At 57.2% G+C, this 23,348-nt stretch carries 20 protein-coding genes; 9 read left to right on the plus strand and 11 right to left on the minus strand.

Going from position 1 to position 23,348, the window contains the following annotated elements; all coding sequences use genetic code 11:
- The first annotated feature begins 2 nt into the window (after positions 1 to 2).
- From K7J14_RS04575 to K7J14_RS04610, 8 genes are all read left to right on the plus strand, one after another.
- Entirely contained in the window at positions 3 to 836 is an 834-nt protein-coding gene (locus tag K7J14_RS04575) for an ABC transporter permease (protein ID WP_230753672.1), read from the plus strand.
- Positions 833 to 1,627: an ABC transporter permease gene (locus K7J14_RS04580; protein ID WP_230753676.1), complete on the plus strand. Its 795-nt coding sequence runs from the start codon at positions 833 to 835 to the stop codon at positions 1,625 to 1,627. The genes K7J14_RS04575 and K7J14_RS04580 overlap by 4 nt, the downstream gene beginning before the upstream one ends.
- Before the next feature lie 19 nt (positions 1,628 to 1,646).
- Positions 1,647 to 2,699, plus strand: a complete 1,053-nt coding sequence (locus tag K7J14_RS04585) for an ABC transporter substrate-binding protein (RefSeq protein WP_230753679.1) — start codon at positions 1,647 to 1,649, stop codon at positions 2,697 to 2,699.
- 109 nt (positions 2,700 to 2,808) lie between these two features.
- The gene (hydA, locus tag K7J14_RS04590) at positions 2,809 to 4,176 is read left to right on the plus strand and encodes a dihydropyrimidinase (protein ID WP_230753683.1); all 1,368 of its coding nucleotides are present in this window, start codon (positions 2,809 to 2,811) and stop codon (positions 4,174 to 4,176) included.
- Positions 4,177 to 4,205: 29 nt separating this feature from the next.
- Positions 4,206 to 5,774: an NAD-dependent dihydropyrimidine dehydrogenase subunit PreA gene (gene preA, locus K7J14_RS04595; protein WP_230753685.1), complete on the plus strand. Its 1,569-nt coding sequence runs from the start codon at positions 4,206 to 4,208 to the stop codon at positions 5,772 to 5,774.
- Positions 5,771 to 7,087, plus strand: coding sequence for an aminotransferase class III-fold pyridoxal phosphate-dependent enzyme (locus tag K7J14_RS04600; protein ID WP_230753688.1), 1,317 nt, complete (start codon positions 5,771 to 5,773; stop codon positions 7,085 to 7,087). The genes preA and K7J14_RS04600 overlap by 4 nt, the downstream gene beginning before the upstream one ends.
- On the plus strand, positions 7,084 to 8,628 hold the full coding sequence (locus K7J14_RS04605) for an iron-containing alcohol dehydrogenase family protein (protein WP_230753690.1): 1,545 nt from the start codon (positions 7,084 to 7,086) through the stop codon (positions 8,626 to 8,628). Before K7J14_RS04600 ends, K7J14_RS04605 begins: the two co-directional genes overlap by 4 nt.
- Before the next feature lie 14 nt (positions 8,629 to 8,642).
- Entirely contained in the window at positions 8,643 to 9,875 is a 1,233-nt protein-coding gene (locus K7J14_RS04610) for a Zn-dependent hydrolase (RefSeq protein ID WP_230753693.1), read from the plus strand.
- A gap of 5 nt (positions 9,876 to 9,880) precedes the next feature.
- Here the strand turns inward: K7J14_RS04610 and K7J14_RS04615 are convergent, their stop codons facing one another.
- From K7J14_RS04615 to K7J14_RS04665, 11 genes are all read right to left on the minus strand, one after another.
- A complete protein-coding gene (locus K7J14_RS04615; RefSeq protein WP_230753695.1) occupies positions 9,881 to 10,258 on the minus strand; it encodes an FMN-binding protein in 378 nt (125 codons plus the stop codon).
- Positions 10,259 to 10,687: 429 nt separating this feature from the next.
- Entirely contained in the window at positions 10,688 to 10,951 is a 264-nt protein-coding gene (locus tag K7J14_RS04620; protein WP_230753698.1) for a SemiSWEET transporter, read from the minus strand.
- A 138-nt stretch (positions 10,952 to 11,089) separates the two neighbouring features.
- Positions 11,090 to 12,286, minus strand: a complete 1,197-nt coding sequence (locus tag K7J14_RS04625) for an ABC transporter permease subunit (RefSeq protein ID WP_230753702.1) — start codon at positions 12,284 to 12,286, stop codon at positions 11,090 to 11,092.
- On the minus strand, positions 12,283 to 13,830 hold the full coding sequence (locus tag K7J14_RS04630; protein WP_230753704.1) for an ATP-binding cassette domain-containing protein: 1,548 nt from the start codon (positions 13,828 to 13,830) through the stop codon (positions 12,283 to 12,285). Before K7J14_RS04630 ends, K7J14_RS04625 begins: the two co-directional genes overlap by 4 nt.
- Complete coding sequence (locus tag K7J14_RS04635) at positions 13,827 to 13,982, minus strand: hypothetical protein (protein ID WP_230753707.1); 156 nt, start codon at positions 13,980 to 13,982, stop codon at positions 13,827 to 13,829. The genes K7J14_RS04630 and K7J14_RS04635 overlap by 4 nt, the downstream gene beginning before the upstream one ends.
- Positions 13,983 to 14,001: 19 nt before the next feature.
- Positions 14,002 to 15,105, minus strand: coding sequence for a substrate-binding domain-containing protein (locus K7J14_RS04640; RefSeq protein ID WP_230753709.1), 1,104 nt, complete (start codon positions 15,103 to 15,105; stop codon positions 14,002 to 14,004).
- 133 nt (positions 15,106 to 15,238) lie between these two features.
- Complete coding sequence (locus tag K7J14_RS04645) at positions 15,239 to 16,324, minus strand: substrate-binding domain-containing protein (protein WP_230753711.1); 1,086 nt, start codon at positions 16,322 to 16,324, stop codon at positions 15,239 to 15,241.
- A 4-nt stretch (positions 16,325 to 16,328) separates the two neighbouring features.
- On the minus strand, positions 16,329 to 17,813 hold the full coding sequence (locus tag K7J14_RS04650; RefSeq protein ID WP_230753715.1) for a helix-turn-helix domain-containing protein: 1,485 nt from the start codon (positions 17,811 to 17,813) through the stop codon (positions 16,329 to 16,331).
- Positions 17,798 to 19,387 (minus strand): sensor histidine kinase, encoded by a 1,590-nt coding sequence (locus K7J14_RS04655; RefSeq protein ID WP_230753717.1) that lies wholly within the window; start codon positions 19,385 to 19,387, stop codon positions 17,798 to 17,800. Before K7J14_RS04655 ends, K7J14_RS04650 begins: the two co-directional genes overlap by 16 nt.
- Positions 19,384 to 20,346 carry a sugar ABC transporter substrate-binding protein gene (locus K7J14_RS04660; RefSeq protein WP_230753720.1) on the minus strand — a complete coding sequence of 321 codons (963 nt, stop codon included), beginning with the start codon at positions 20,344 to 20,346 and terminating at the stop codon, positions 19,384 to 19,386. The genes K7J14_RS04655 and K7J14_RS04660 overlap by 4 nt, the downstream gene beginning before the upstream one ends.
- 65 nt (positions 20,347 to 20,411) lie before the next feature.
- Positions 20,412 to 21,581: an iron-containing alcohol dehydrogenase gene (locus K7J14_RS04665; protein ID WP_230753723.1), complete on the minus strand. Its 1,170-nt coding sequence runs from the start codon at positions 21,579 to 21,581 to the stop codon at positions 20,412 to 20,414.
- Positions 21,582 to 21,765: 184 nt separating this feature from the next.
- On the opposite strand from K7J14_RS04665, the gene K7J14_RS04670 reads away from it, so the two are divergent.
- Complete coding sequence (locus K7J14_RS04670; RefSeq protein ID WP_230753726.1) at positions 21,766 to 23,328, plus strand: methyl-accepting chemotaxis protein; 1,563 nt, start codon at positions 21,766 to 21,768, stop codon at positions 23,326 to 23,328.
- The last annotated feature ends 20 nt before the right edge of the window (positions 23,329 to 23,348 follow it).

Genomic DNA, 23,348 nt, shown 5'->3' on the forward strand with positions numbered 1-23,348 from the left:
CGATGAAAACCGGATCGCTCCTGTCGAACGAAAAGCTCATCCCCTGTGTGTGGACTATCGGACTGGCCGTTCTCTGGGAAGGAGTCGCCTTCATTCTTGCGGAAATCGTTCAGGATCAAATGGCCGGGATGAGGCTCCCCTACCTTCACGACATCCTGATCACGCTCGTTCAGAATGCGGGATTTCTCGCAGGAGCGAGCGCCACGACGCTGAGCCGCGCGATTCTGGGATTCGCGGCAGGCGCGGCCGCGGGGTTTCTGCTGGCTATCGCAATGAGCCTCTACTCCCGGCTCGAGAAGGCTTTGTACCCCTATCTGCTGCTTTCGCAGATGATTCCGATCCTGGGGCTCGCGCCGGTCGTGGTGTCGATCGTGAGAAAGGCGCAGATCGGTCCGTACACAATCGCCGCGAGCGATATTACCAGGGTCATAATCGCCGGATACATCACGTTTTTTCCGGTGGCGACGAACATACTGTCCGGCTTGAAAAGCGTAGATCGGGACAAACGCAATCTGATGTATTCCTACGCCGCGGGCAAACCGACGGTGTACGCGAAACTCATGATTCCCTTCTGCGTGCCGTATCTTTTCACCGGCATGAAGATAGCGGCTCCTCTCGCGATCACCGCATCGATTCTTGTCGACAGCCTCGGCGCGGCGGAAGGAATCGGATACAACCTGACCTACGCGTTGTATACAGGCGCCTACCCGGTGTTCTGGGCAAGCGTTCTGTGCAGCGCCGCCTTGGGAATCGCCGGATACAGCGTCGCCGCTTTCTTCGAGAGAATTTGCCTTCCGTGGAAGACTGCAGTTCAGAAAAAGGAGGCGGGAGTATGACCGGAAAGCTGCAAAAAGCCGTCAAGAGGTTATGGAAGGACGCGGAGGGATTCGTTCTTCCGGCGCTGTTCGGGATCCTTATCATCGCGTTCTGGGAGAAAAAGGTGTTCCACGCGCTCCTGGGAGTCAAGGTGCTCCAGTTGCCGATACCGAGCAGAATAACGGCGGTGTTTCTGGAAAATGCGCACCGCATGGCGCCGGACTCGCTGGCGACTCTGAACACGGCGCTTTCAGGCATGATTCTGGGGTCTTTGGCGGGATTCGCGGTCGCGCTCATTGCGACCATGTTTCCCAAATGGGGAGCGGGCGCGCTTACGCTGCTTTCCGCAATGAACGCGGTTCCGGTCGTCGCTCTTTCGCCGATCATGAACGTCTGGTTTGCCGACGCGGAAAGCGCGAAGACGGCTGTGGTCGCGATCGTCTGCATGGTCGCCATGGCCGCGAACGCGTTCAGGGGAATGAACGACACAAAACAGTTCGCTCTCGATCTTATGAAGTCGTACGCGGGTTCGAAGCGGCAGATATTCCTGAAGCTTCGGCTGCCGAACAGCGTTCCCTACGTCTTTACCGGACTCAGGATCAATGTAGCGGCGGCCATGATCGGAGCCATAGTAAGCGAGTATTTTTCCCCGGCCAGCAAGGGCTTGGGATACGGAATCAGAAACCGGCTCTCGACGGGTCAATTCCCGTTGGGGTGGGCATATATCATCGCAGCGTCGCTCATCGGCATCGCATTGTACGCGGCCGTAGCGGCTCTGGAGCGCTGGGCAACGACGCACAGACAAGTTTGAGAGAAGCGGAGGTAAGAGAATGCAGGCACTCAAGCGAAACAGGATTGTTACAACGGCGGTTCTCGCGGCGTCCATGGCGGCGTCCGCGTGGGCGGGAGGAACGGCGGAAGCGGCGGGAGCGGCAAAAACCGACGAGCTGACGCTCCATCTGAAATGGCTCCCCCAGGCGCAATTCATGGGCTATTACGTCGCGGACGCGATGGGCTACTACGCCGAGGAAGGTTTGAAGGTGACGATTACGCCGTGCGACGGAACCATACCGCCGGAGCAGGGAGTCAGCACCGGAACGGCGGACATCGGGGTAACCTGGGTTCCGACCCTGCTCACCTATAAGGCGCAGGGCTACGATTTCGTCGAAGTAGCGCAAATCTATCAGAAGTCCGGTCTTTTGCTCATTGCGAAAAAGACTTCCGGAATTTCTTCCGCGAAGGACATCACGGCTTCCACGAAGGTGGGAAACTGGGGATTGGGGAACGAATACGAGGTCAAGGCGCTGCTGCAGAAGCTCGGACTGCCGACAGGCTACACCAACCAGGATTTCACCATGAACGGTTTTCACCGGGGAGACATCGATCTTGCTTCCGCGATGACCTACAACGAATACGGCCTGGTAATAAACAGCTATCAGGGAGCGCTCGGCTACGGCAAAGACAATGTTACCGTCATCGACATGAATGCCGAAGGCGTCGCGATGATGGAAGACTGCCTGTTCGTTTCCAAGGAATGGCTGAGCGACAAGAAAAACGAAGACAAGCTCGTCAGGTTCCTGAGAGCGTCCCTGAAGGGCTGGAAGACGGCTTGCGAAGACACCGACAAGGCGGCTGAAATCGTAATGAAGGCCGGTTCGAGCATTTCGCTCGAGCACCAGAAGTTCATGGCGGCGGAGGTAAAAAAACTCGTGTCGCCCGATGCAGCGCCGATCGGATCCTTTAATCAGGCGAAGCTCGCTCAAACGCTGGACTTGACTCAGCGCTACGCTGAACTGGGCGACTCGAGCGCGATGAAAGCCCTGAAGGCCATGAAGCTGACCGATTTATACACTGATACATACTACCAGCTCGCCGCGAAATAAACGGGCAGAGCAGAAGCAACACGGCGATACAGCCGTTAGCCGGACGGCGGAGACGGATGAGTACGATCCGCCTTCGCCATTCGGCCTTTGAAAGAGAGCGGAGGTTGTCATGGATGTCATCATTCGGAACGGAACAGTCGTTACCGCCGCGGAATCGTATATCGCGGACGTAGGAATAAAGGACGGCAAAATCGCCGCCGTGGGCGCGGGCCTTGAAGATCCCGGCGCGCGCATCGTCGAAGCGAAAGGTCTTTTAGTGTTGCCCGGCGCGATCGATGCGCATACCCATCTCGCGATGCCGTTCGGAGGCACCGTCTCCGCCGACGACTACCGGTCGGGAACAACCGCGGCTTTATGCGGAGGAGTTACGACCGTCATCGATTACGCGATTCAGAGAAAAGGCGCCGGCATCATCGAAACAGTGGAGAAGCGGAGGGCGCTCGCTGAAGAACAGGCCTGCGCCGATTTCGCCTTCCACTGCGCGGTGACCGATCTCAACGGGGGCGCCGTTCTCGAAGAATTTCGCAAAGCCGTCGAGTACGGAGTCACCAGCCTGAAGTGCTTCATGGTGTACAAGAAAGAAGGAATGATGGTCGACGACGGAACCCTGGCGAAGGTTCTGCTCAAGGCGAAAGAAACAGGAATGCTGGTGAACATACACGCCGAAAATCCCGACCTCATCGATCTGAGAGTCGCCCAGTTTCTCGCGGAGGGAAAAACATCGCCCTGGCACCATTATTTGAGCCGTCCGGAATTCGTGGAGGCGGAGGCGGACATCAGAGCGATACACCTCGCGAAAAACCTGGGAACGCCGTTGTACATCGTGCACCTCGCAAACGAAGAAGGCGCCGCTGCAGTCACGAAGGCAAGGGATGAAGGATACGACATTATCGCTGAAACCTGCCCGCAGTATCTTCAATTCACCAGCGACGTATATAAAAGAGAAGACGGTCGCAATTTCGTCTGTTCCCCGCCGATCAAGGGAGAGGAAAGCAGGAATGCGTTATGGGACGCCTTGCGGCGCGGAGACATTTCCGTCGTAGCGACAGACCACTGTCCCTTCCAGAGCTTTGAAAAAGACTGGGGGAAGGACGACTTTACCAAGATACCGAACGGATGCGGAGGAATAGAACAGATGTATCCGTACATGCTGAGCGCGGCCGGCGAAGGAAAAATTACGTATGAAAAAGCGGTGGAAGTGTGCGCGGCGAACCCTGCCAGACTATTCGGCTGTACGGGGAAAGGTTCAATAGCGGTCGGAAAAGACGCGGACATAGTGCTCTACGACCCGGCTTTGGATTATACCGTGACCGCGGCCGCATCCAATTCGAATTGCGATCACACCATTTGGGAAGGAACTACGCTGACCGGATATCCGGTTCAAACATGGCTCCGCGGAAACCTGGTCTACGACCGCGGCGAATTCCTGGGCAAACCGGGAGACGGACGCTTCATTCGGCGCGCCCTACGTAAGTAGCGCGGAACACCACAAAGGGAAAACAAGAGATGAACTTTATTATAGAAGGAAAAAAAGGAGTGCTGATTCCAAGAGACGAAGCGGCACGATGCCTGTTGTGCCACGACGCGCCGTGCGCTTCCGCCTGCCCGAAGGGACAGGATCCTGCGCGCTTTCTCAGAGCGGTGCGTTTCGACCGGGAAAAGGGATCGTGCTCTCATATGGCCGAATGCGATGACTGCGCCGAATGCGGATCGCCGTGCGAAAAAGCGTGCATCCATCGGGATTTTCCCCTGCGCATACGGGAAACCAGGAACGCGGTGATGAAAAAATTCGGAGCGGGCGCTGTCCGGCAGGATGAAGGACCGGACTTGAGCGTGGAATTTTGCGGAGTCAAATGCCAGAACCCCTTCTTTCTTTCTTCATCAGTCGTAGCCTCGGGTTACGAAATGTGCGCGCAAGCTTTTCGAGCGGGATGGGCGGGCGTCGTCTACAAAACGATCGGCTTCATCATGCCGGAGGAAGTATCTCCGCGATTCGCCGCCATCGGCAAAGAAGGGACGCCTTTCATCGGATTCAGGAATCTCGAACAGATATCCGATCGGCCCCTGCAGGAAAACCTCGAAACGCTCAGAAGATTGAAAACTGATTTTACGGACAAGGTAATCGTTTCATCCATCATGGGCCGGGACGAATACGAATGGACCCAGCTCGCTCTCATGTCGGACAAGGCGGGAGCCGATTTGATCGAATGCAACTTTTCCTGTCCTCACATGTCGGGCAAGTCGCTCGGCTCCGACGTCGGGCAGGATCCGGCTCTCGTCGCGCGGTACACAGCAGCGGCCCGAAGAGGCACGGGAAAGCCGATCATCGCGAAGATGACTCCGAACATCGGCAACATGGAAATACCGGCCCTTGCGGCCGTCGAAGCGGGAGCCGCCGCTCTGGCCGCGATCAACACGATTAAAAGCATCACCGCTTTGGATCTGGGCAGCTTCGCGGCGGAACCGGCGGTAGCGGGGCTTTCATCCGTATCGGGATATTCGGGAAAAGCGGTAAAACCAATCGCGCTGCGGTTCATCCACGACATGGCCAAGCATGCGGAACTCAAGACTATTCCGTTGAGCGGGATGGGCGGCATTGAAACATGGAGGGATGCGGCGGAGTTCATCGCGCTGGGATGCGGAAACCTTCAGGTGACGACAGCCGTCATGCAGTACGGCTACCGGATAATCGACGATCTGATCGGCGGCCTTAAGGCGTTTCTTGCGGAAAGCGGACTGGAAAGCGTTGACGAGCTGAAAGGGAAAGCCCTCGGAGGACTCGTAAACGCCGACAAGCTCGACCGTAAAACCATCGTATTCCCCGCGTTCAACGCCGAACTCTGCGTCGGATGCGGACGATGCATGATCTCCTGCAGAGACGGCGGACATCAGGCTATTCTCTGGACAGAAAATCGACAGCCGAAACTTGACGGCTCGAAGTGCGTCGGATGCCATCTGTGCTCGACCGTATGCCCCGTCGGGGCCATCGGAATGGCGAACAGGATTCCCAAGCCGAAAAAACAACAGAAAAAGAACGACGACGACGGACAGAACAGCATAAGGAGCGCATCATGACAAAAGAAGAAATCGTATCGGCGCACGGCGAGTATAATCTCCAATCCTGGTCGAAGCAGAAAGGCTTGTCTCCCATCGCGGTTCGCAACGGCGACGGACTGTATTTCTGGGATATGGACGGAAAGCGCTACAGCGATATGTCCTCCCAGCTGGTCAATCTCAATCTGGGGCACGGAAACAGGGCCATCATCGACGCGATTAAAGAACAAGCGGAGAAATATTGCTACATATCCCCCGGCTACGCGAGCGAAAGCCGCTCGCAGCTTGCGAAAGACCTGGTCTCCTTTCTCCCGGATACGTTCGGAAAAATCTTCTTCACAAACGGAGGAGCCGATGCGAACGAGAACGCGGTGAAAATCGCCCGCATGTATACCGGAAGACACAAGATATTCTCGCGCTACAGAAGCTATCACGGCTCGACCTTCGGCGCCGGAAACCTGACCGGCGAACCGAGGCGGTATCCGCTTGAACCGGGAATTCCGGGATTCGTGAAATTTTTCGATCCCTACCTGTACCGCGACGGACTCGACGAAACGGATCAGGAAAAAGCGTCGAAACAATATCTTGCGCGCCTGAGAGAACAGATCATATACGAAGGCCCGGACAGCGTAGCGGCGATCGTTATAGAAACGGTCACCGGGTCGAACGGCGTCATCATTCCGCCCTCGGGATATCTTCCGGGACTCCGCGCTCTCTGCGACGAATTCGGCATTCTATTGATCTGCGACGAAGTGATGGCGGGTTTCGGACGGACGGGAGCCATGTTCGCCTTCGAAAACTGGGGGATTAAGCCCGACCTGGTCACCTTCGCGAAAGGGGTTACCTGCGGGTACGTCCAGCTCGGGGGAGTCGCGGTCAGCTCAAAAATCGCCGCGCACTTCGACGATGCGGTTCTTTCCTGCGGATTGACCTATAGCGGTCATCCCCTCGCTTGCGCGGCCGGCGTCGCCTGCGTCAGGTACTACGGCGAACACGGCATTCTGGAAAACGCGAAGGAGCGGGGAAAAACGCTTTCGTCTCTTTTACAGAACATTCAAACGGCTCACCCCGGCGTCGGCGACGTTCGATCGATCGGTCTTTTCGCGGCGGTCGAACTGGTGAAGGACAAAAAAACACGGGAACCGCTGGTGCCCTACGGAAAAGATCCTGAAGGAATAATGAAAGCCATTCTCCGCCGCCTCGCCGCCAAGGGCTTCATGACCTACAGCCATGAGAACATGATCATCGTGGCGCCGCCGCTCATCATCACCGACGACCAGCTCGTCGAAGAACTTGCGAAACTCGATGAAGCGCTGACCGAGGCGGGATTATGAGCGCGGAGATGAAATTTCATTGCCCGACGAAGATACTCTCAGGGCCTGATTGCGTTAAAAAAAACGCGGCCGAATTCAAAAAATTCGGAACCAGGGCTCTTGTGGTTACGGGTTCGTCGTCGGCTAAACTCAACGGGTCTCTTGACGACTCGATGGCGGCTCTCTCTCTGAACGAACAGGAAGCGGTCCTGTTCGAGGGAGTGCCGGCGAATCCCGGACCCGAATGCGTGTACGCGGGCGCCGCCAGGGCAAAACAGGAGGGCTGCGACTTCGTCCTCGCGATCGGAGGCGGGTCGGCCATCGACGCGGCTAAGCTGATCGCCATGCTTGCGGTCTCGAATATTCCAGAGGAAGACCTTATGGCCGGACAGACGGGCGGCTCGTGCCTCCCCCTCGTCTGCGTTCCGACAACCGCGGGAACGGGTTCAGAAAGCACACAGTACTCGATACTGACGAATCACGAATCCGAAACAAAGACCGGAATAGCCTCGCCCCTGCTCTTCCCGCGCCTCGCGCTTTTAGACTCTAAATATCTGGAGTCTGCGCCGAGGACGGTGCTTGCGCATACGGCAGTCGACTCGATGTCGCACTCCATCGAAGGGCTGATTTCTGCACGGGCCTCCGACGCCACGGATGCGCTGGCATCGAAGGGTCTCAGACTGATTTCGGAATGCATCGACGGCCTGATCAGAGGAAAACTCTCATCCGTTCAGAGGGACAGGTTGATGACCGCTTCGACGCTCGGCGGGATGGTCATCGCGAATACGGGAACGACGGCGCTGCACGCCATGGGATACTCGCTGACGTATTATCACGGCATCGACCACGGCAGAGCGAACGGCATTCTCCTTCCTTCCTGGCTCGATGCCGTTGCGAAAACGAAGCCCGAACTTACTTATAAAGTTCTGGAAGCGTTGCGAATGCGCGGCACCGCGGAGCTCAGGCAAACGCTCAAGGAAATTCTGGGGCCATCGCCGGTTCCCGAAGGCTTCGATCCGGAAAAATACGCGGCGAAGGCTATGGCTTCGAAAAACATCGCGAATTGCGCGGCGAAACCGACTCTTTCCGAGGTGATTGAAACATTCAAGACTTCTTTCGACGAAGGAAACGCGGCGCAAGAGTCCGGGAGGCCAGCGGCGAACGGAAATTCAGCCCCGCTCGCAAGCATCCTCCCCGCGGAAACAGTCAGACTCATTCCCTATCGGTTCAGGGATGTTCCGAAGGGTCCAACGGAAGTGCCGCTCGAAATTCGCTTATCGGAAAACTTCAAACCCGGAATTCCTCTTCCCAGGGCATGGGACGGCCGCGTGTTCGGCTATGTGAGGGACAACGACGAGCTGAAAAAGCTCTTCTCGGGAAAAATGGCGGAAGGCTACGCTCACAGAAGAATCTACCTGAACGACATGGAAGAGAACTTCCGGCTGACGCTGGAAAGCGGGTCAGGAGAGCATGAATCGATATTCGCCGTCGCTTCCAGCGACGTTCGCACCCTGCTTCGAAACTGCAGAGTGCAGGGCGAGCCGCAAGACCTCATCGAATAGCAGGAGGAAACGCAATGTACACATGCAATACAGAACGAATGATCGATAAAATCGCCGCATTCTCGAAATTCGGCGACGCCGGCCGCGGAGGAATCACCAGATTCTCCCTGTCGCCTGAAGACCATCTGGCGAGGAATGAATTCGCGACAAGGATGGAAAAGATCGGAGCGGCGATCGAATGCGACGACATGGCGAACATATACGCGACGCTTCCCGGAAGCGATCCCGCGGCCAAGCGCATCGCGATGGCGTCCCATTCGGATTCGGTGCAAAACGGTGGCAATTACGACGGAATTCTCGGCGTCATATCCGCCATGGAAGTGCTTGAAACGATTGCGTCGGAAAAGATACCGCACAGGCATCCGCTCACCGCAATGATATGGACCAATGAAGAAGGATCGCTCTTTCCCCCCGCGATGATGTCTTCGGGCGTAATCACGGGCAGATTCGACAAAGAAAAAATGCTTGCGTCGAAGAGCCGGCTCGATCAGGGAATAACTTTCGGCGCGGTTCTCGAAGCGAGTCCCTGGATGGGAGCCGCGACGAACAGGCTCTCGGCGGAAAAATACGAGGCGATGTTCGAGCTTCATATCGAGCAGGGCCCGATTCTCGAAGAAGCAGGAGCGGAAATCGGAGTGGTCACCTGCGTTCTGGGAATGGTCAACTACCGGATCAGAACCTTCGGGCAGGCCGATCACGCCGGAACGACTCCGATGAAAAACCGGAAGGACGCTCTTTTCGCCGCGGCGAAGGTATTAACCTATCTTCATGAAAAGCTCGACCGTCTGGATCCCGCGCTTGTGTATACGACCGGCGAAATCAAATGCCATCCGTGCATTCATACCGTCATTCCCGATGAGGTCGATTTCTCCCTGGACGCACGGCATGAAAATCCCGAGGTTATACAAAAAGTAATCGAAGTCATCGAAGGAATTCCTGCCGAAATCGCAGGATGCAAAACCGGGCATGAACGCTCATGGGCGCGAGACACCGTGTACTTCGATTCGGACCTCGTAGGCATGGTAAAAACGGCGGCGGACTCGCTGAGCATCAAGAACCGGTACATCAACAGCGGCGCCGGACACGACGCTCAATTCGTATGCGGAATGATGCCGACGACGATGATTTTCGTGCCATCGAAGGACGGACACAGCCATTGCGAGCCTGAATACACCTCTCCCGAGGAATGCACAGCGGGAGCGAGCGTCTTATTGAACGCGGTCCTCGCGGCCGACGCGCATTACTAAAAAAATCAATTCCCCGAGGAAGCCTTGTTCAGGGCTTCCTCTACTGCGCGCAGGATGACCTTGCTGCTGAGCGTCGCGCCGCTGACGACGTCGACGCTGGTCGATTGCGAAGCGATCACCTGATCGATCACCGCTTCCGCTTTTTTTCCCATCCCGTTGTCGTGTCTGACGATTTCAATGTCGGCGATTTTTTCGTTCTCCGTCGTCACCAGCACCGTCGCCTTGACGAGGTCGGTATCGAAGGAGCCTTCCCACACGCCGTCCCTGGTTCCTTCGGGGCCGCGGCCGGCGAGGTCGACTTCTATCGAACACTTTTGAGCGGTAAGGGTGAATACGAGAAGGACGACTAATACGCCCGTCGGCAAAAGTTGAGCAGTTTTCATGATTCCTTCGTAGCAACAATGAATATTGGGCACCTCGAAAAACTCGGTTAGTTTTCCTCGGTGCCCTTGTAAATCCTTACAGGATTTACACCTATATTAAGGTAGACCTCTAAAAACTGAAGTTTTTAGAGGTGCCCTATTGTTTTTACGCGACGAAATCGAAGTTCCGCGCGCATGAAGTACAACAGCCGGCGGGGCAGAAAGCGTTACTGCGCGATGGAGTAAAAAGCGGGGGTGAGCGGAAAAACGCCGGGGCCTGAGGCATACGCAAAGTAAAGGAGGCTTTCTATACCTACCGGTAGGTATAGAACATAGCCAAACAAACGCAAAACCCCGGCTTTTGGAGCTCAGGGGGAGCCGGCCCGAGACCGGCATGCGCGCCCGGAGAAAAACCGAAAACGCGCGAATTCCGCTGATCCCCCCTCCTCCTTATTTTTCCGCGCGAACGCCTGCGATTTTGTAGCAGAGAATCACAACCGCGAGAATGGTCGTAATGAAATTGGAAATGACGATGGCCGGCTGACCCGTCGCGATTCCGTACGCCATCCAGAGCATGACGCCCCCGGTGAACATGACGTACATTCCCAGGGAAATGCTTGCGGTGTCCTTTGTCCTGATGGTTTTAACGGCCTGGGGCACGAAGGACGCGGTGGTGAGAAAGGCTGCGATGTAGCTGACGACGGTGAAAAACATGGGATGTTCCTTATTTTCGGCGGATACGGGATCGCCGCTTCGATGGTGCGGTCAAAAAAAAGACCGCCCGCTCGCCCGAGCGCTGGAGGGCGTTCGGAAGGGCGGACGGTACAGGATAGCTCCGGAGAGGCTTTAGGATCAACCCAACCCGGCTTTGCGGCGGGAGTAAATATCGTAAAAGACGGCGAGGAGAAGGATTATCGCTTTTACGACGTATTGCCATTGAGCCGCAATATTCATGAGGGACATTCCGTTGTTGATGCCGGCCATGACGAGGCCGCCGATGATCGCGCCGGTTACCGAGCCGATTCCTCCGGTGGCCGAGGCGCCGCCGATGTAGCAGGCCGCGATGGAGTCCATGTCGAACATGGTTCCCGCCTGGGGGAGGGCCGAGTTCATGTAGCCGGTGAAGACGATCGAGGCGAGGCCGGCGACCGAGCCCATCATGCAGAATACGATGAAGATGACGAATTCGGAGTTAATTCCGGAAAGTTTCGCAGACCGGGCGTTTCCGCCGACGGCGTAGATGTAGCGGCCGAGGACGGTGTTCCGGGAGACGAAGTGGATGATGCCGACCGTACAGCCGAGGACCACGACGACGACGGGGATTCCGCGGTAGGTGGCGAACTTCCAGCCGAGGGCGAAGATGAGGGCGCCTATCACGATGATTTTTGCGATGAATACGGCGACGGGCGGAATCGCGAAGCCGTAGCGGATTTTCTTGCGGCGGGCGGCGATTTCGGACACGACGTACAGCACGAAGAGGACTGCCGCGACGAGCATGGCGGTGTAGTGGACCCGGTCGACCGTGAGGGCGGGTATGTTGAAAATTCCCGAGGAGATTTTCTTGTAGCCGTCGTCCTTGAGGGCGATGGGAGTCACGTTGGTGATGATGTACACCAGGCCGCGGAACAAAAGCATGAAGCCGAGGGTGACGATGAACGCCGGCATGCGCATGTACGCCACCATGAAGCCCATGACCGCGTAGATGGCGATGCTCAGCAGGATGCTCAAGAGCACGGTCGGAATCATGCCCATGCCGGTGTTGTACAGCATGGCGCTCACCGCTCCGATGAAGGCGCAGGTGGCGGGGCAGGACAGGTCGATGTTGCAGGTGATGATGAGCAGGATCATCGTGGTCGCCAGCAGCAGGATGTGGCTGTTCTGCATGAAGATGTTCGTGATGTTGCGGGAGTTGAGGTTAACCCCGTCCGTCATGAACGCGAAGATGATCATGATCAGCGCGAGCATCAAAACCATCGAGTAGTTTTTCGCGTTCGACTTGATCAGATTGCGAAAGCTCATTTTATTGGCGGCGGCAATGGAGTCGCTCATGGGGTACTCTCCTTCTGTGTATCTCCGAGAATCGCGTAATGCATTATTTTTTCCTGGGTCGCTTCTTCACGGTGAAGCATTCCCTTTATCCGGCCTTCGTTCATGACGTAGATTCTGTCCGCGAGACTCAGAGCCTCGGGCAGTTCCGAAGTCACCATGATGACGCTCTTTCCCTGCCGCACCAGGTCGTTGAGAATCGCGTAGATCTCGAACTTGGCGCCGATGTCGATTCCGCGGGTGGGCTCGTCGACGATGAAGATTTCAGGCTCGGCGAGGAGGCAACGGCTCAAGACGACCTTCTGCTGGTTTCCGCCCGAGAGGTTCCGGGTGAGCTGGTTGATCGACGGCGTTTTAATCCGCAAAGAGGCGCGGTATTTTTCAGCCGCGGATATTTCCTCTGCGTCGTTGACGACGCCGAAGCGGGAGAGCTTGCCGAGGCTCGAGGCGGAGATGTTCGACTTGATGTCCTGCAGCAGCACGAGGCCGAGGCTCTTGCGGTCTTCGCTCACGTAGCCGATTCCGGCGTCCAGCGCCTTTCGCGTGGTCGAGGTGTCTGCTTTCTTGCCGTTGATGAAGACTTCGCCTTCGCACTTCGATCCGTAGGATCTGCCGTACACGCTCATCATGAGCTCCGTCCTGCCGGCGCCCATCGGCCCGCAGAACGCGAGGATTTCGCCCTTGCGCAGATAGAATGAAGCGTCTTCGACCGTTTTCATCGAGTGGTAGTCGGGATGCCACACAGTCCAGTTTTTGACTTCGAAGACGGTGTCTCCGATCGTAACCGCGTGCTTGTCGTAGTGGGTGCCGAGCTCGCGGCCGACCATGTCGCGGATGATTTTGGATTCGTCGAGCTTGTCGGCCTTCACGTCGTAGGTCGATATCGACCGTCCGTCGCGCAGGATGGTGACGGTGTCCGCGATCTTGAGCACTTCCTTGAGCTTATGGGAAATCATGATGGAGGTGATGCCGCGGCTCTTGAGTTCAAGGATGAAGTCCAACAGCTTTTCGCTTTCGTCGTCGTTCAGTGACGAGGTCGGCTCGTCCAGAATAAGAAGCTCGACCTGTTTGGAAAGCGCGCGGGCGATTTCCACCAGCTGCTGCTTGCCTACTCCGAGTTTGCTGACGACGGTGGCTGGATTTTCCTTGAGCCCTACCTGGTCGAGGTATTTTTTAGATTCGAGTATGTATTTGTCCCAGTTGATGACCCCGAAGCGGGTTTTCATGTGTCCCAGGAACATATTCTCATAGATTGATAAATACGGACTCAAGGCCAATTCCTGATGGATGATGGCGAGCCCTTCCTTTTCGCTGTCCTTTACGCTCGAGTAATGGGTTTCCTTCCCGTGGAAGAACACTTTTCCTTCATACGATCCCTTGGGATATACCCCGGAGATGACGCTCATGAGCGTCGATTTTCCCGCCCCGTTCTCTCCGCAGAGAGAATGGATTTCGCCCTTTTTAACCTTGAGGTTAACCGAGTCTAAGGCCCGGACGCCGGGGAAATCCTTGGTCAGATTCTGAATTTCCAGTATGTATTCGCTCACTTCGTTTCGTCCTGTCTTTTCGTCCGGTACACGAATGAAGCCGGAAGGCCTGCGCGGCCTTGAAGAACCGCGCACAACTCCTTCCGGCCCGGATAATCGGGCGGAACGCCGTTCGGGCGTTCCGCCTGTCGCCGGTTCGGTTCAGGCGTCAAGCGGCCTGAACCGTTCCTCTTACTTGATGTCTTCCGCTTTGTAGTATCCGGAGTCGACCATGACGGCCTTCCAGTTGTCCTTGTTTACGATAACCGGCTCGAGAAGATAGGCTTTCACCACTTTTTTTCCGGTGTCGTAGCTGGTCGTGTCGAGGCGCGCTCCGGCGATCTTGGGATCGGCACCCTTAAGAAGAGCGTCGGCAAGTTCGATGGTCGCGGCTGCGAGTTTGCGGGTGTCCTTGAATACGGTCATGTTCTGCTTGCCGTCGCGGATCGCCGCGATGGAGGCGACTTCGCCGTCCTGTCCGGTTACTACGGGGAGTTTTCCGCCGGAGTATTTTCCGTCTGTGGCGCATGCTTCGATGATGGCGCGGGCAAGGGTGTCGTTGGGAGCGAGGACCGCGTCGAGAACTACGTTCTTGGCATCGTTGTTGAGCAGGTTCTCCATGCGAGCCTTGGCGATATCCGCGCGCCAGTTTTCCGTGGTGATCTTGGTGAAGCTCGCGTCAGAGGATTTCAGGGGAGCGGGTCCGACGATCACGAGGGAGCCTTTCTCGGCATAGGGGCGGAGAACGTCGATCGCTCCGTCGAAGAACACTTTCGCGTTGTTGTCGGTGGGAGATCCGGCGAACAGGGTGATGTACTTGGGCTTGTCCTTGGTTGCGGCCGCGAGGTTAAGAGCGGATTCGATCGCTTTTCCCTGGAACTGTCCGACCTTGTAGTTGTCGAAGGTGATGTAGTAGTCGTAGTCCTTCGAACCGGTGATGAGGCGGTCGTAGGCGATGACGATGGCTCCGTCGGTGGCAGCGTCCGCTACTGCGGATACGACGCCTTCGTTAACGGAACCGATGACGAGCAGCTTGGCTCCCTTGGTCAGGAAGTCCTGGATCTGCTGGTTCTGCTTGCTCTGGTCGGCGTCGCCGTAAGCGACTTCTGCTTTATAGCCTTTCGCGGTCGCGTCTGCGAGCAGGGCCGCGCCGTCTTTCTGCCAGCGCTCGACGTGGGTTTCCGGCATTGCCAGGCCGATCATTCCGCCTGCTTCTTTTTTCTCGGCTCCGCCGCCTGCAAATACAGACCCCGCGACGAGCGCAAGGGCGATCACTGTTGCGATACTCTTTTTCATACTGTCCTCCTTGAAAAACTTTCGCTTGATACAGTATGCCCCGGTCTTCTCCAAGCGAAAACGGGAAAGTTTTTTGATTATCGGGTATTCGTTTTCACTCGGACTGAACGACCGGACGCAAACCGGTAAAATCTTAAGGTTCGGATTTTACCCGCTCGTCGAGATTGCGGTACACGTCGGAGGCCGAGTGAAAACCGTCGGCGATGACGATGTCGTCCATGTTGGAGGAGAACACCGCGCGGGGGGACTCCCTGTAAAAGGGAACCGGCGTTCCGCTGCGGTTATCGACGAAAAGATCGGCCGCCACAGAGTTTCCTCCGGCAAGGGCGACGGCCAGGGAGGCTGCCTTCGCGGCGAGGCGGGCGATGGGCTTGTAGACCGTCATGAGCTGAATGCCTTCGACTACCTTTTGGCAGGCTCCGATGTCAGCGTCCTGTCCGACGACGGCGACTTTTCCGGCAAGGCGGTATTCGGAGAGAAGCTGGATAGCGGCGCTCGCGATCTGGTCGTTCGCGCAGGAAATAGCGGCGATGTCCGTGCGCCGTTCTAGTATTTCTCCTATCCTCCTGCGGGCTTCGTCCGAGCTCCATTCTTCAAGCCACACTTCGTCGATTATCGTAATCTTCTTTTTGGAAGCCGCTTCGTCGAGGATTTCATGCAGGCCCGCGTTCACTTCGTAGCTGTTGTTGTCCCGCAGCGATCCGTTCACGATCACGTAATTTCCTTCAGGCGCGGCTTCGAGAAGGGCTCTGCCGAAAAGGCGCCCGACTTCGCGGTTGTCGAAGGACACATAGGCGTCGATGGGCACGTCCATGACGAGCCGGTCGTAGGCGATGACCGGAATTCCCGAGTCCCGCGCTTTTTTCACCACGCCTGAAAGCATGTCCGTGTCGTGGGCTATCACCACCAGCACGTCGATCTTCCGGTCGAGGAGAAAATTGATCTGGGATATCTGTTCTTTCGTTCCCCCTGCGGAAAGCTGGACTATCACCTCGGCGCCGAGTTCGCGCGCGGCCCCGGAGAAAATCTTGATGTCCTTGTTCCAGCGCTCGAGGATGAAGGTATCGGTAGCGATGGAAAAACCGATGACCGGCTTTTTTTCCGAACTCCGATTCCGAATCTCGCCCCTTCCCCTGCAAGACGCAACGGACAGGCTCAGCGCGGCTGAAACGCAGAAGAAGGCAACGCGTTTCGCGATCGGCAGGATCTTTCTTTTCATGGAATTATTCTCCCCGCTCGTACATGCTCGGCGACATTCCCACAACCTTGCGGAACGTCTTGCTGAAATAATTCGCGTCCTGGTAGCCCACCCGGGCGGCGATTTCCTTTATGCTCAGGCCTCCGCCGCGGATGAGGTCTTCCGCCCGTTCGATTCTGAGGCGCGTAAGGCAGTCGACGAAGGTCGAATTGAGATGCTCGGAAAAAAGGCGGCTCAGATACGCGGGAGAAACGGAGGCGGCGTCTGCGGCGTCCGAGAGCTGCAGAGGCCGGTCGAATTCGGCCTCGATATAGGCCATCGCCTTGATGAGCGGAATCGGCATGACGGCGCTCCGCCTTCTCTGGGCAAGGGAGCTCAGGCGCGCAAAGGCCGAAGAAGCCCACACCGCCCACTCGTCGACGGACGACAGAGACGCAATCTCTCCCGCGTAGTCGAAGCAGGGAGAATCTTCGGAAGGCTCGAGGCAGCGGCCCGAAGCGTCGTCTTCCAGAAGGGCGAACAAGGCGATCATCCGGGCGCGGGCTGTTTCGAAGGGCCAGGTGGAGAACACCGCCTTCCAGTGGGTTTCGAACAATTCGCGGAGTTCGTTCGAATCGCCGAGGCCGAGCCTTCTGCGCAGCCTGCTCACCCTCAGGCGTTCGCCCAGGAGGTCCCCGCTTCTGATGCGCTTTTCCCGGGCTTCCTGCAGGGCTTCCAGAGCGGACTCGCGGAGCTCGGGGCCGTCGCGGAGAGAGCCGAAACCGGCGAAGCTCACCACGTCGGGAGAACTGATTTCCGCGAGAGCCGCGTTCACCGCCGACTCTACGAGGGATTGGTCGGTCTCTCCGGGAAAAAAGAAAATGCCGAGATCGAGATAGGGAGCGAAGACGATTCTGAATTTTTTCGACAACAGTTCTACGAGCTTTTCGAAGCGGTCCTTCTTGTCCGAATCGATGCCGGCTATGCAGATCCGGCCGCGGTTGGAATCGATGAGGAGACGGTCGCGCCATATCTCCCATTCTTCTCGCGTGGAAGAACGCCACACGTCGCGGGAAAGGAAGCGGACCGCGGCGGAACGTCCGCCCCGCCCGTCCGCGCCGTCAGCATCGTCGAATCCTCCGCGAGAGCGTTTTTTCCGCTCCAGTACGAGGGCCGCTTCGGCGAGCGTTTCGAGAAATACTTTTTTTGTTACCGGTTTTACGAGGTACGAATGCACGCCGAGCGGGATCGCCCGGCGCGCGAGATCGAAGCGTTCATAGGCCGTGGAAAGAATGAAAACGGTGTCCGGGAATTTTCCGTGGATTTCGCTCAAGGTATCAAGCCCGTCCATTCCCGGCATCTGTATGTCCATGAACACCAGATCAGGCTTGTGCTCGTACATGAACTTGATCGCCTCGTAGCCGTTGCGCGCTTTGCCGGCGAGAGAGAAGCCGGAAGGGCAGCCTTCCAGAAGAAAGGCGTAGCTGTCGAGAACGGGTTCTTCGTCGTCGACGATCAGGACGGTATGCATGCGGCCCTCCCGGTATCGATGCTGATGAATACGACGCTGCCCTCTTCCGGAGGCGAAAGCTCCGGCAGAGGAGGATACGCTCCCGGATCCTCCGGAAGCGGGGCGGGATGCACATAGCCTGCTCCCGGCAGAGCCCCCTGCGGCGCGCCGGTCGACGCGATGCGGACGACTCCGGGATCGTCGGGCCAGAAAAAGCGGAGCCGGTGGATCACGTTCGCAAGGCCCGTCACCTTCACCAGGCCGTCCTCTCCCTGGGGATGGACGAACAGGCGTTCGGCGTCCTCATGTGGAATTCCGGTGCCGTTGTCTGAAACGGAGAGGGCGAGCCGGCCCGGCGTTTCGAACACGCGGACGATGATCGAGTTCCGACCTTCGCTTCGATTGAATCCGTGGACGACCGAGTTTTCGACAAGGGGCTGCAGAATCGAAGCGGGAACCTGATGGGCATCCAGCAGTTCTTCAGGGCAATCCAGAATCAGATCGAGATTTTTCGGGAAGCGCACCCGGAGTATATAGAAGAAAGATTCCAATCCTTCGATCTCGTGCCTGAGCGGAACGATCACGTTCTTTTCGCGAAGGTTATGCCGAAACAGGCGCGCAAGGTGGTCCATGTATTCGCTCGTCCGCTCGGCGCCTTCGACTATTGCCAACTGGATTCCGGTATTGAGCGTATTGAACAGGAAGTGAGGATTCATCTGAGCCTGCAAGGTGTAGAGCTCCATGCGGCGCATCATCTGTTCCATCTTCATGTTCCGCACGCGCTCGTTCATGTATTCCTGCTCGACATTCCGCTGCCAGCGTATTTCCTGTATGTAGGTGTGGATGTCCCGCTTCATGCGGTTGAAGGCCTCGACCACATGGTCGATTTCATGCATCGAAGACATTCCCACGTCCTCCGCGTCGAAGCGGCCCGCCGATATTTCCGAAGCCATGCGAGACAGATTCGCCATCGGCTCGTTCATCTTGTCCGCCACATGGAGGAGGAGGAGGATAGAAAACGCCGAAATCGAAATGATGAACAGAAGGTTCAGAAGCTGGATATTCCGGGAGAGCGAAACGAAGAGGGAATAGCTTTTCTGCTGGTTCGCGAAACGGACGGCGGAGAGCCGAGCGTTCTCCTCCGAGATGTAGGAACGGATTCTCTCCATCTCGTCGAAGCGGGCGGTGTATCCCGCGACATCCATTCCGCGCTTTTCCTCAATCGCCGAATCCGCCAGATCAAGCCATGAGTGGAAGAGGAAATGAAGCTCCCGCGTGCGCAGGGCCGTCTCGTCCAGGGGGATGGGGCTGTCGACGTCGAGGCGTGCCCGCAGGGATTGGGAGAGGATGAGCACCTGCGAAAGAGCGTCGGAAGAACGGTTGGAGAGGTACTCCAGAAGCGGTTCCCGCAGCGTTTCAAGGGCGGCGCAGGCTTCGTCTATCGTTTCCTGCCCCGCGAGCGTCTCTCCCGCGAGGGTTTGAAGGCGCACCGTGGAAAACAGTATCCAGGTTGATGAAATCACCAGGATGAGAACCACCCAGGAAATATTGAACAATAGCTGGGCGCGGAAGGAGTGGAACATCCGGTAGCTCATTTCGCGGTCCTTTCCCGGGAAAGGATTTCTATTCCCGTATCAACAGAACTGGAGGTATATCCGGTTCGCGCGAGTTCTATGAGAGAGCGGACGGCCTGGGCGCCGGTGGGTCCGGGATTCACTGCGAGGGAGCCGTTTAAAACGCCTTTTCTGATATAGTCTCGGATTTCGGGGCTGTCTCCGTAGCCGATCACCTGAACAACGCCGACGAGATTCAGGTCGATCAAAGCCTGGCAGCCGGCTATGGTGTCCTCCGCATCGGTGAACACGAGAACATTTACCTCGGGACGCTGGCGAAGCAGTTCATGAACGACATTTTCCGCGTCCCGCGGATTCACGGCGGTTTTCACCGACGGAAGAAGCTGGGCGGAACGTCCGGAGAACACCGTGGACAAGCCCATTTCCACGAGCTCGCGCTCAGAATAGACTGCGGGATTTTTATCGCTGTATACGACGACGATGCGGGGATCGCTTCGAACCTCGCGGCTTACCAGAGCCCCGGCTTTTTTTCCGAAATCGAAATTATTCGCGCCGACGAAGGCCCAGGGAAGATCCGACGGAATCGAGTGGTTAACCAGCACGACGGGGATTCCCCGCTTTCTGAGGGCTTCCATTTCGCGCAGAATGACCCGGTCGCCTCCGTCCGGATGCACGATCACGCCCTGGGCTCCCGTCCACTGCGCCATGCCGAGGGTGCTGCCGTCCGAGTCGAGGGAGTGGACGGATAATGCCGCGCCTTCCGCCGCGGCTGTTTCGCGCGCCGCCGAAACAAGGGCGTCGAGCGACGAGCTCCGCGTTCGGGGCACGTAGAGGGCGAGGTGCAAAGCCGCCGGCGGCTCGATGCCCCGGCGACCGGCGATTTCTCCGGTGAGTCTTGCCAAAAGGAAAACGGACACCGCGAAGGGCGCCAGGGAGCACACGGCAGAGAGGAACAAACCGGCGCGGACGATCTTTTTCATGGAAAGTAATTATACCATATTTCCCGCCCGGCCGGATTCATTCGATCGGCCGGGGCGGAAAAAAATTAAAGAGCAGCCTCTAAAATCGATTGAACAGCGGCCGAATCAAGTTTTACGAAGCCGCCGATCATTCCGCCGCCCTTGAGCGTGCTTTTCCGCGCCATTTCCGGAATGCGGTCGGCCGGAATGCCGGCTTCAGAAAGACGCACGGGCAAACCGATTCTCCGGAAAAAGGATTCCAGACGGCCGATGCCCTCGAGGGCTGTCCGTTCGATATTGAACGGATCGTATTCTACAGCGAACACCTCGTGAGCGAAACGGGCGAAGCGGGCCGGATCGTGCCGGTATACCCGGCGCATCCAGGAGGGGAATACGATGGCGAGTCCCGCTCCGTGCGCGATGTCGTACAGGGCGCTCAGCTCGTGCTCGATGCCGTGAGAAGCCCAGTCCTGCTCGCGGCCAGTGCCCAGAAGGTCGTTATGGGCGATGGTTCCCGCCCACATGATTTCCGCCCGCGCGGCGTAATCCTGCGGATTTTCCAGGGCTCTCGGCACATTCGAAATGACGGTTTTCAGCGTCGCCTCGCACAATCTATCGGTGAACTCCACGTCCCGCGTATTGGTGAAGTACCGCTCCATGACGTGAGCCATGATGTCGGCGGCTCCGCAGGCTGTCTGGTAGGCGGGGAGCGTCATGGTGAGCTCTGGGTTCATGAGCGCGAAGCGTGGACGGAGGAGCTGGCTCGTCAGGCCGCGCTTGAGCTCCTTTTCCGCGTTGGTGATGACGGTGCTGCCGCTCGTCTCGCTTCCGGCTGCCGGGATAGTAAGCACTACGCCGACCGGCAGAGCGGTCTCGGGAGAGGCGGAGTACTCCCAGAAATCCCAGGGATCGCCCGCATACGGCACGGCGGCGGCAATCGCCTTTGCGGAGTCGATTACGCTCCCGCCGCCGACCGCAAGAATAAACGGAATTTTTTCATCCCGGCAGATTTTCATGCCCTCGAGCACCAGCGAAAGGCGGGGATTCGGCTGGACGCCTCCGAGTTCCCGGTATTCTACGCCCGCTTCTGTAAGCGATGAGCGAACCCGATCCAGCAGGCCGCTTTTCAACGCGCTTGCGCCGCCGAAATGCAGGAGAACCTTTGAGGCGTGGCGGGCGGTCTCCCTTCCTACGGTGTTTTCAACACCCTGGCCGAATACGATCCGGGTGGGATTTTCAAATTCGAACTGAAGCATGTGTTACTCTCCTTTTCCCCGCGGCTTTCGCGGATCTCTCAATAAAATATACATACATTAAATGACGAAAGAAACAATTAATATCGCTTTTTTGCGTTTATAAAAAAAGTCTCTTATACTTTACAAAGTAATCCGAAATCCTTTCATTTGGAACGTACACGCACTATTTATCTGGAGGCTGTTCTTGAAAAGCATCACAACGAAAATCATCATCCTGGTAGCCGGAGTCGCGGTTTTAATCGCCGGCATATTAATGGGTACTTTTTTTGTATCCATTCGTTCGATAACACAGGATGAAATTGCTCTGTTGGACGCGACGTTACGGGAAAGCTTCGACCGCGGAATCCGCTGGGAAGTGGAAACCGCCCAGACCATGCTGGAACGCATCGCGAAATTGAAGGACGAAGGAATCCTGCAGCCCGCTCAGGCCGAGGAAGTTGCCAAGCGCCTCCTCCGGGACATCCGCTACAATAAAACCGAATATTTCTGGGCAGATACTCCGAACGGTGACAACGTAGTTCTGCTGGGGGGCAAGAGCGAGGGGACGAACCGCCTCAATCTCGTCGACGCGAACGGCTATGCGATGATCAAGGACATTATCGCGAACGGAATGAAGAGCGAAGGCGGCTACACCAATTACTGGTTCCCCAAGGCGGGATCCGACATTCCGCTTCCCAAGAGAAGCTACAGCCTTCTCTCCCCCAGCTGGGGCTGGGTTGTGGGAACCGGGGCATACACGGACGACATCGACGTTATAGTCGGAGAAAAGAAGGCCGAGGTTCAGGCTGCCATGGCTGCTGCCCTGATTACGACGCTGGCTTTCACCATTCTCGCGACTATCGCGGGCATCATCATAGCTATCGCGGTCGGAAAGCGACTCAGCAGGCCGATCATCCACGCCTCGCTGAGAACGGAAGCCTTCGCCTCCGGAGATCTCTCTGACACCGGAGAATCCGAATTTGCGCATCTGAAGGATGAAACGGGATCACTCGTGCGGTCTCTCGACACCATGAGAAGCGATCTTTCCTCTCTGATCGGCGGAATAGTCGACATATCCGAGCGGGTTGAAAACGGCTCGGGACAGCTGAGGGACACGGCGATAGAAGTGTCCGAAGGAGCGACCAGGCAGGCGGCTTCAACGGAAGAAATTTCGGCCTCGGTAGAACAGATGGCGGCGACCATCCGGCAGAACGCCGAAAATGCGACGGAAACGGAGCGCATCGCGCGCAAGGCGGCGATCGACGCTAAGGAAGGATTCACCGCGGTCGAAGAAGCCATCGAAGCGGTAAAGCGGATCGCGGAAAAGATTGCTGTAATAGAAGAAATCGCCCGGCAAACGAACCTGCTTGCCCTGAATGCGGCTATAGAAGCGGCGCGAGCCGGAGAAGCGGGAAAAGGATTCTCGGTAGTCGCCGGAGAAATCAGAAAGCTCGCGGAGCGGAGCGGCGGATCAGCCTCGGAAATTCGGGATATTTCCGCTAATACGACCGCCGTCGCCACAAAGGCGGGCACGGTGCTGAGCGGGCTAACCCCGGACATCGTGCGCACCGCCGACCTCGTGGCGGAGATCAGCGCGGCCTCGAACGAACAGCGGATGGGCGTTGATCAGATCGGACAGGCGATGATTCAGCTGGACACCGTCGTACAAAAGAACGCGGCGGCTTCGGAAGAACTCACCGCCGCCGCTCAAACCCTCAACGACGAAGCCCTCTCGCTCAAGGAAAACGTAAACCGCTTCATTATTTGACGATCCGCCTCCGGAGTCTT

Origin of the sequence: Teretinema zuelzerae, assembly GCF_021021555.1 — a bacterium.
Taxonomy (GTDB): Bacteria; Spirochaetota; Spirochaetia; order Treponematales; family Treponemataceae; genus Teretinema; species Teretinema zuelzerae.

Coding starts and splice junctions, on each gene's coding strand:
- K7J14_RS04575 (WP_230753672.1), top strand. CDS start 3: ATGAAAACCGGATCGCTCCTGTCGAACGAAAAGCTCATCCCCTGTGTG.
- K7J14_RS04580 (WP_230753676.1), top strand. CDS start 833: ATGACCGGAAAGCTGCAAAAAGCCGTCAAGAGGTTATGGAAGGACGCG.
- K7J14_RS04585 (WP_230753679.1), top strand. CDS start 1,647: ATGCAGGCACTCAAGCGAAACAGGATTGTTACAACGGCGGTTCTCGCG.
- hydA (WP_230753683.1), top strand. CDS start 2,809: ATGGATGTCATCATTCGGAACGGAACAGTCGTTACCGCCGCGGAATCG.
- preA (WP_230753685.1), top strand. CDS start 4,206: ATGAACTTTATTATAGAAGGAAAAAAAGGAGTGCTGATTCCAAGAGAC.
- K7J14_RS04600 (WP_230753688.1), top strand. CDS start 5,771: ATGACAAAAGAAGAAATCGTATCGGCGCACGGCGAGTATAATCTCCAA.
- K7J14_RS04605 (WP_230753690.1), top strand. CDS start 7,084: ATGAGCGCGGAGATGAAATTTCATTGCCCGACGAAGATACTCTCAGGG.
- K7J14_RS04610 (WP_230753693.1), top strand. CDS start 8,643: ATGTACACATGCAATACAGAACGAATGATCGATAAAATCGCCGCATTC.
- K7J14_RS04615 (WP_230753695.1), bottom strand. CDS start 10,258: ATGAAAACTGCTCAACTTTTGCCGACGGGCGTATTAGTCGTCCTTCTC.
- K7J14_RS04620 (WP_230753698.1), bottom strand. CDS start 10,951: ATGTTTTTCACCGTCGTCAGCTACATCGCAGCCTTTCTCACCACCGCG.
- K7J14_RS04625 (WP_230753702.1), bottom strand. CDS start 12,286: ATGAGCGACTCCATTGCCGCCGCCAATAAAATGAGCTTTCGCAATCTG.
- K7J14_RS04640 (WP_230753709.1), bottom strand. CDS start 15,105: ATGAAAAAGAGTATCGCAACAGTGATCGCCCTTGCGCTCGTCGCGGGG.
- K7J14_RS04645 (WP_230753711.1), bottom strand. CDS start 16,324: ATGAAAAGAAAGATCCTGCCGATCGCGAAACGCGTTGCCTTCTTCTGC.
- K7J14_RS04650 (WP_230753715.1), bottom strand. CDS start 17,813: ATGCATACCGTCCTGATCGTCGACGACGAAGAACCCGTTCTCGACAGC.
- K7J14_RS04655 (WP_230753717.1), bottom strand. CDS start 19,387: ATGAGCTACCGGATGTTCCACTCCTTCCGCGCCCAGCTATTGTTCAAT.
- K7J14_RS04660 (WP_230753720.1), bottom strand. CDS start 20,346: ATGAAAAAGATCGTCCGCGCCGGTTTGTTCCTCTCTGCCGTGTGCTCC.
- K7J14_RS04665 (WP_230753723.1), bottom strand. CDS start 21,581: ATGCTTCAGTTCGAATTTGAAAATCCCACCCGGATCGTATTCGGCCAG.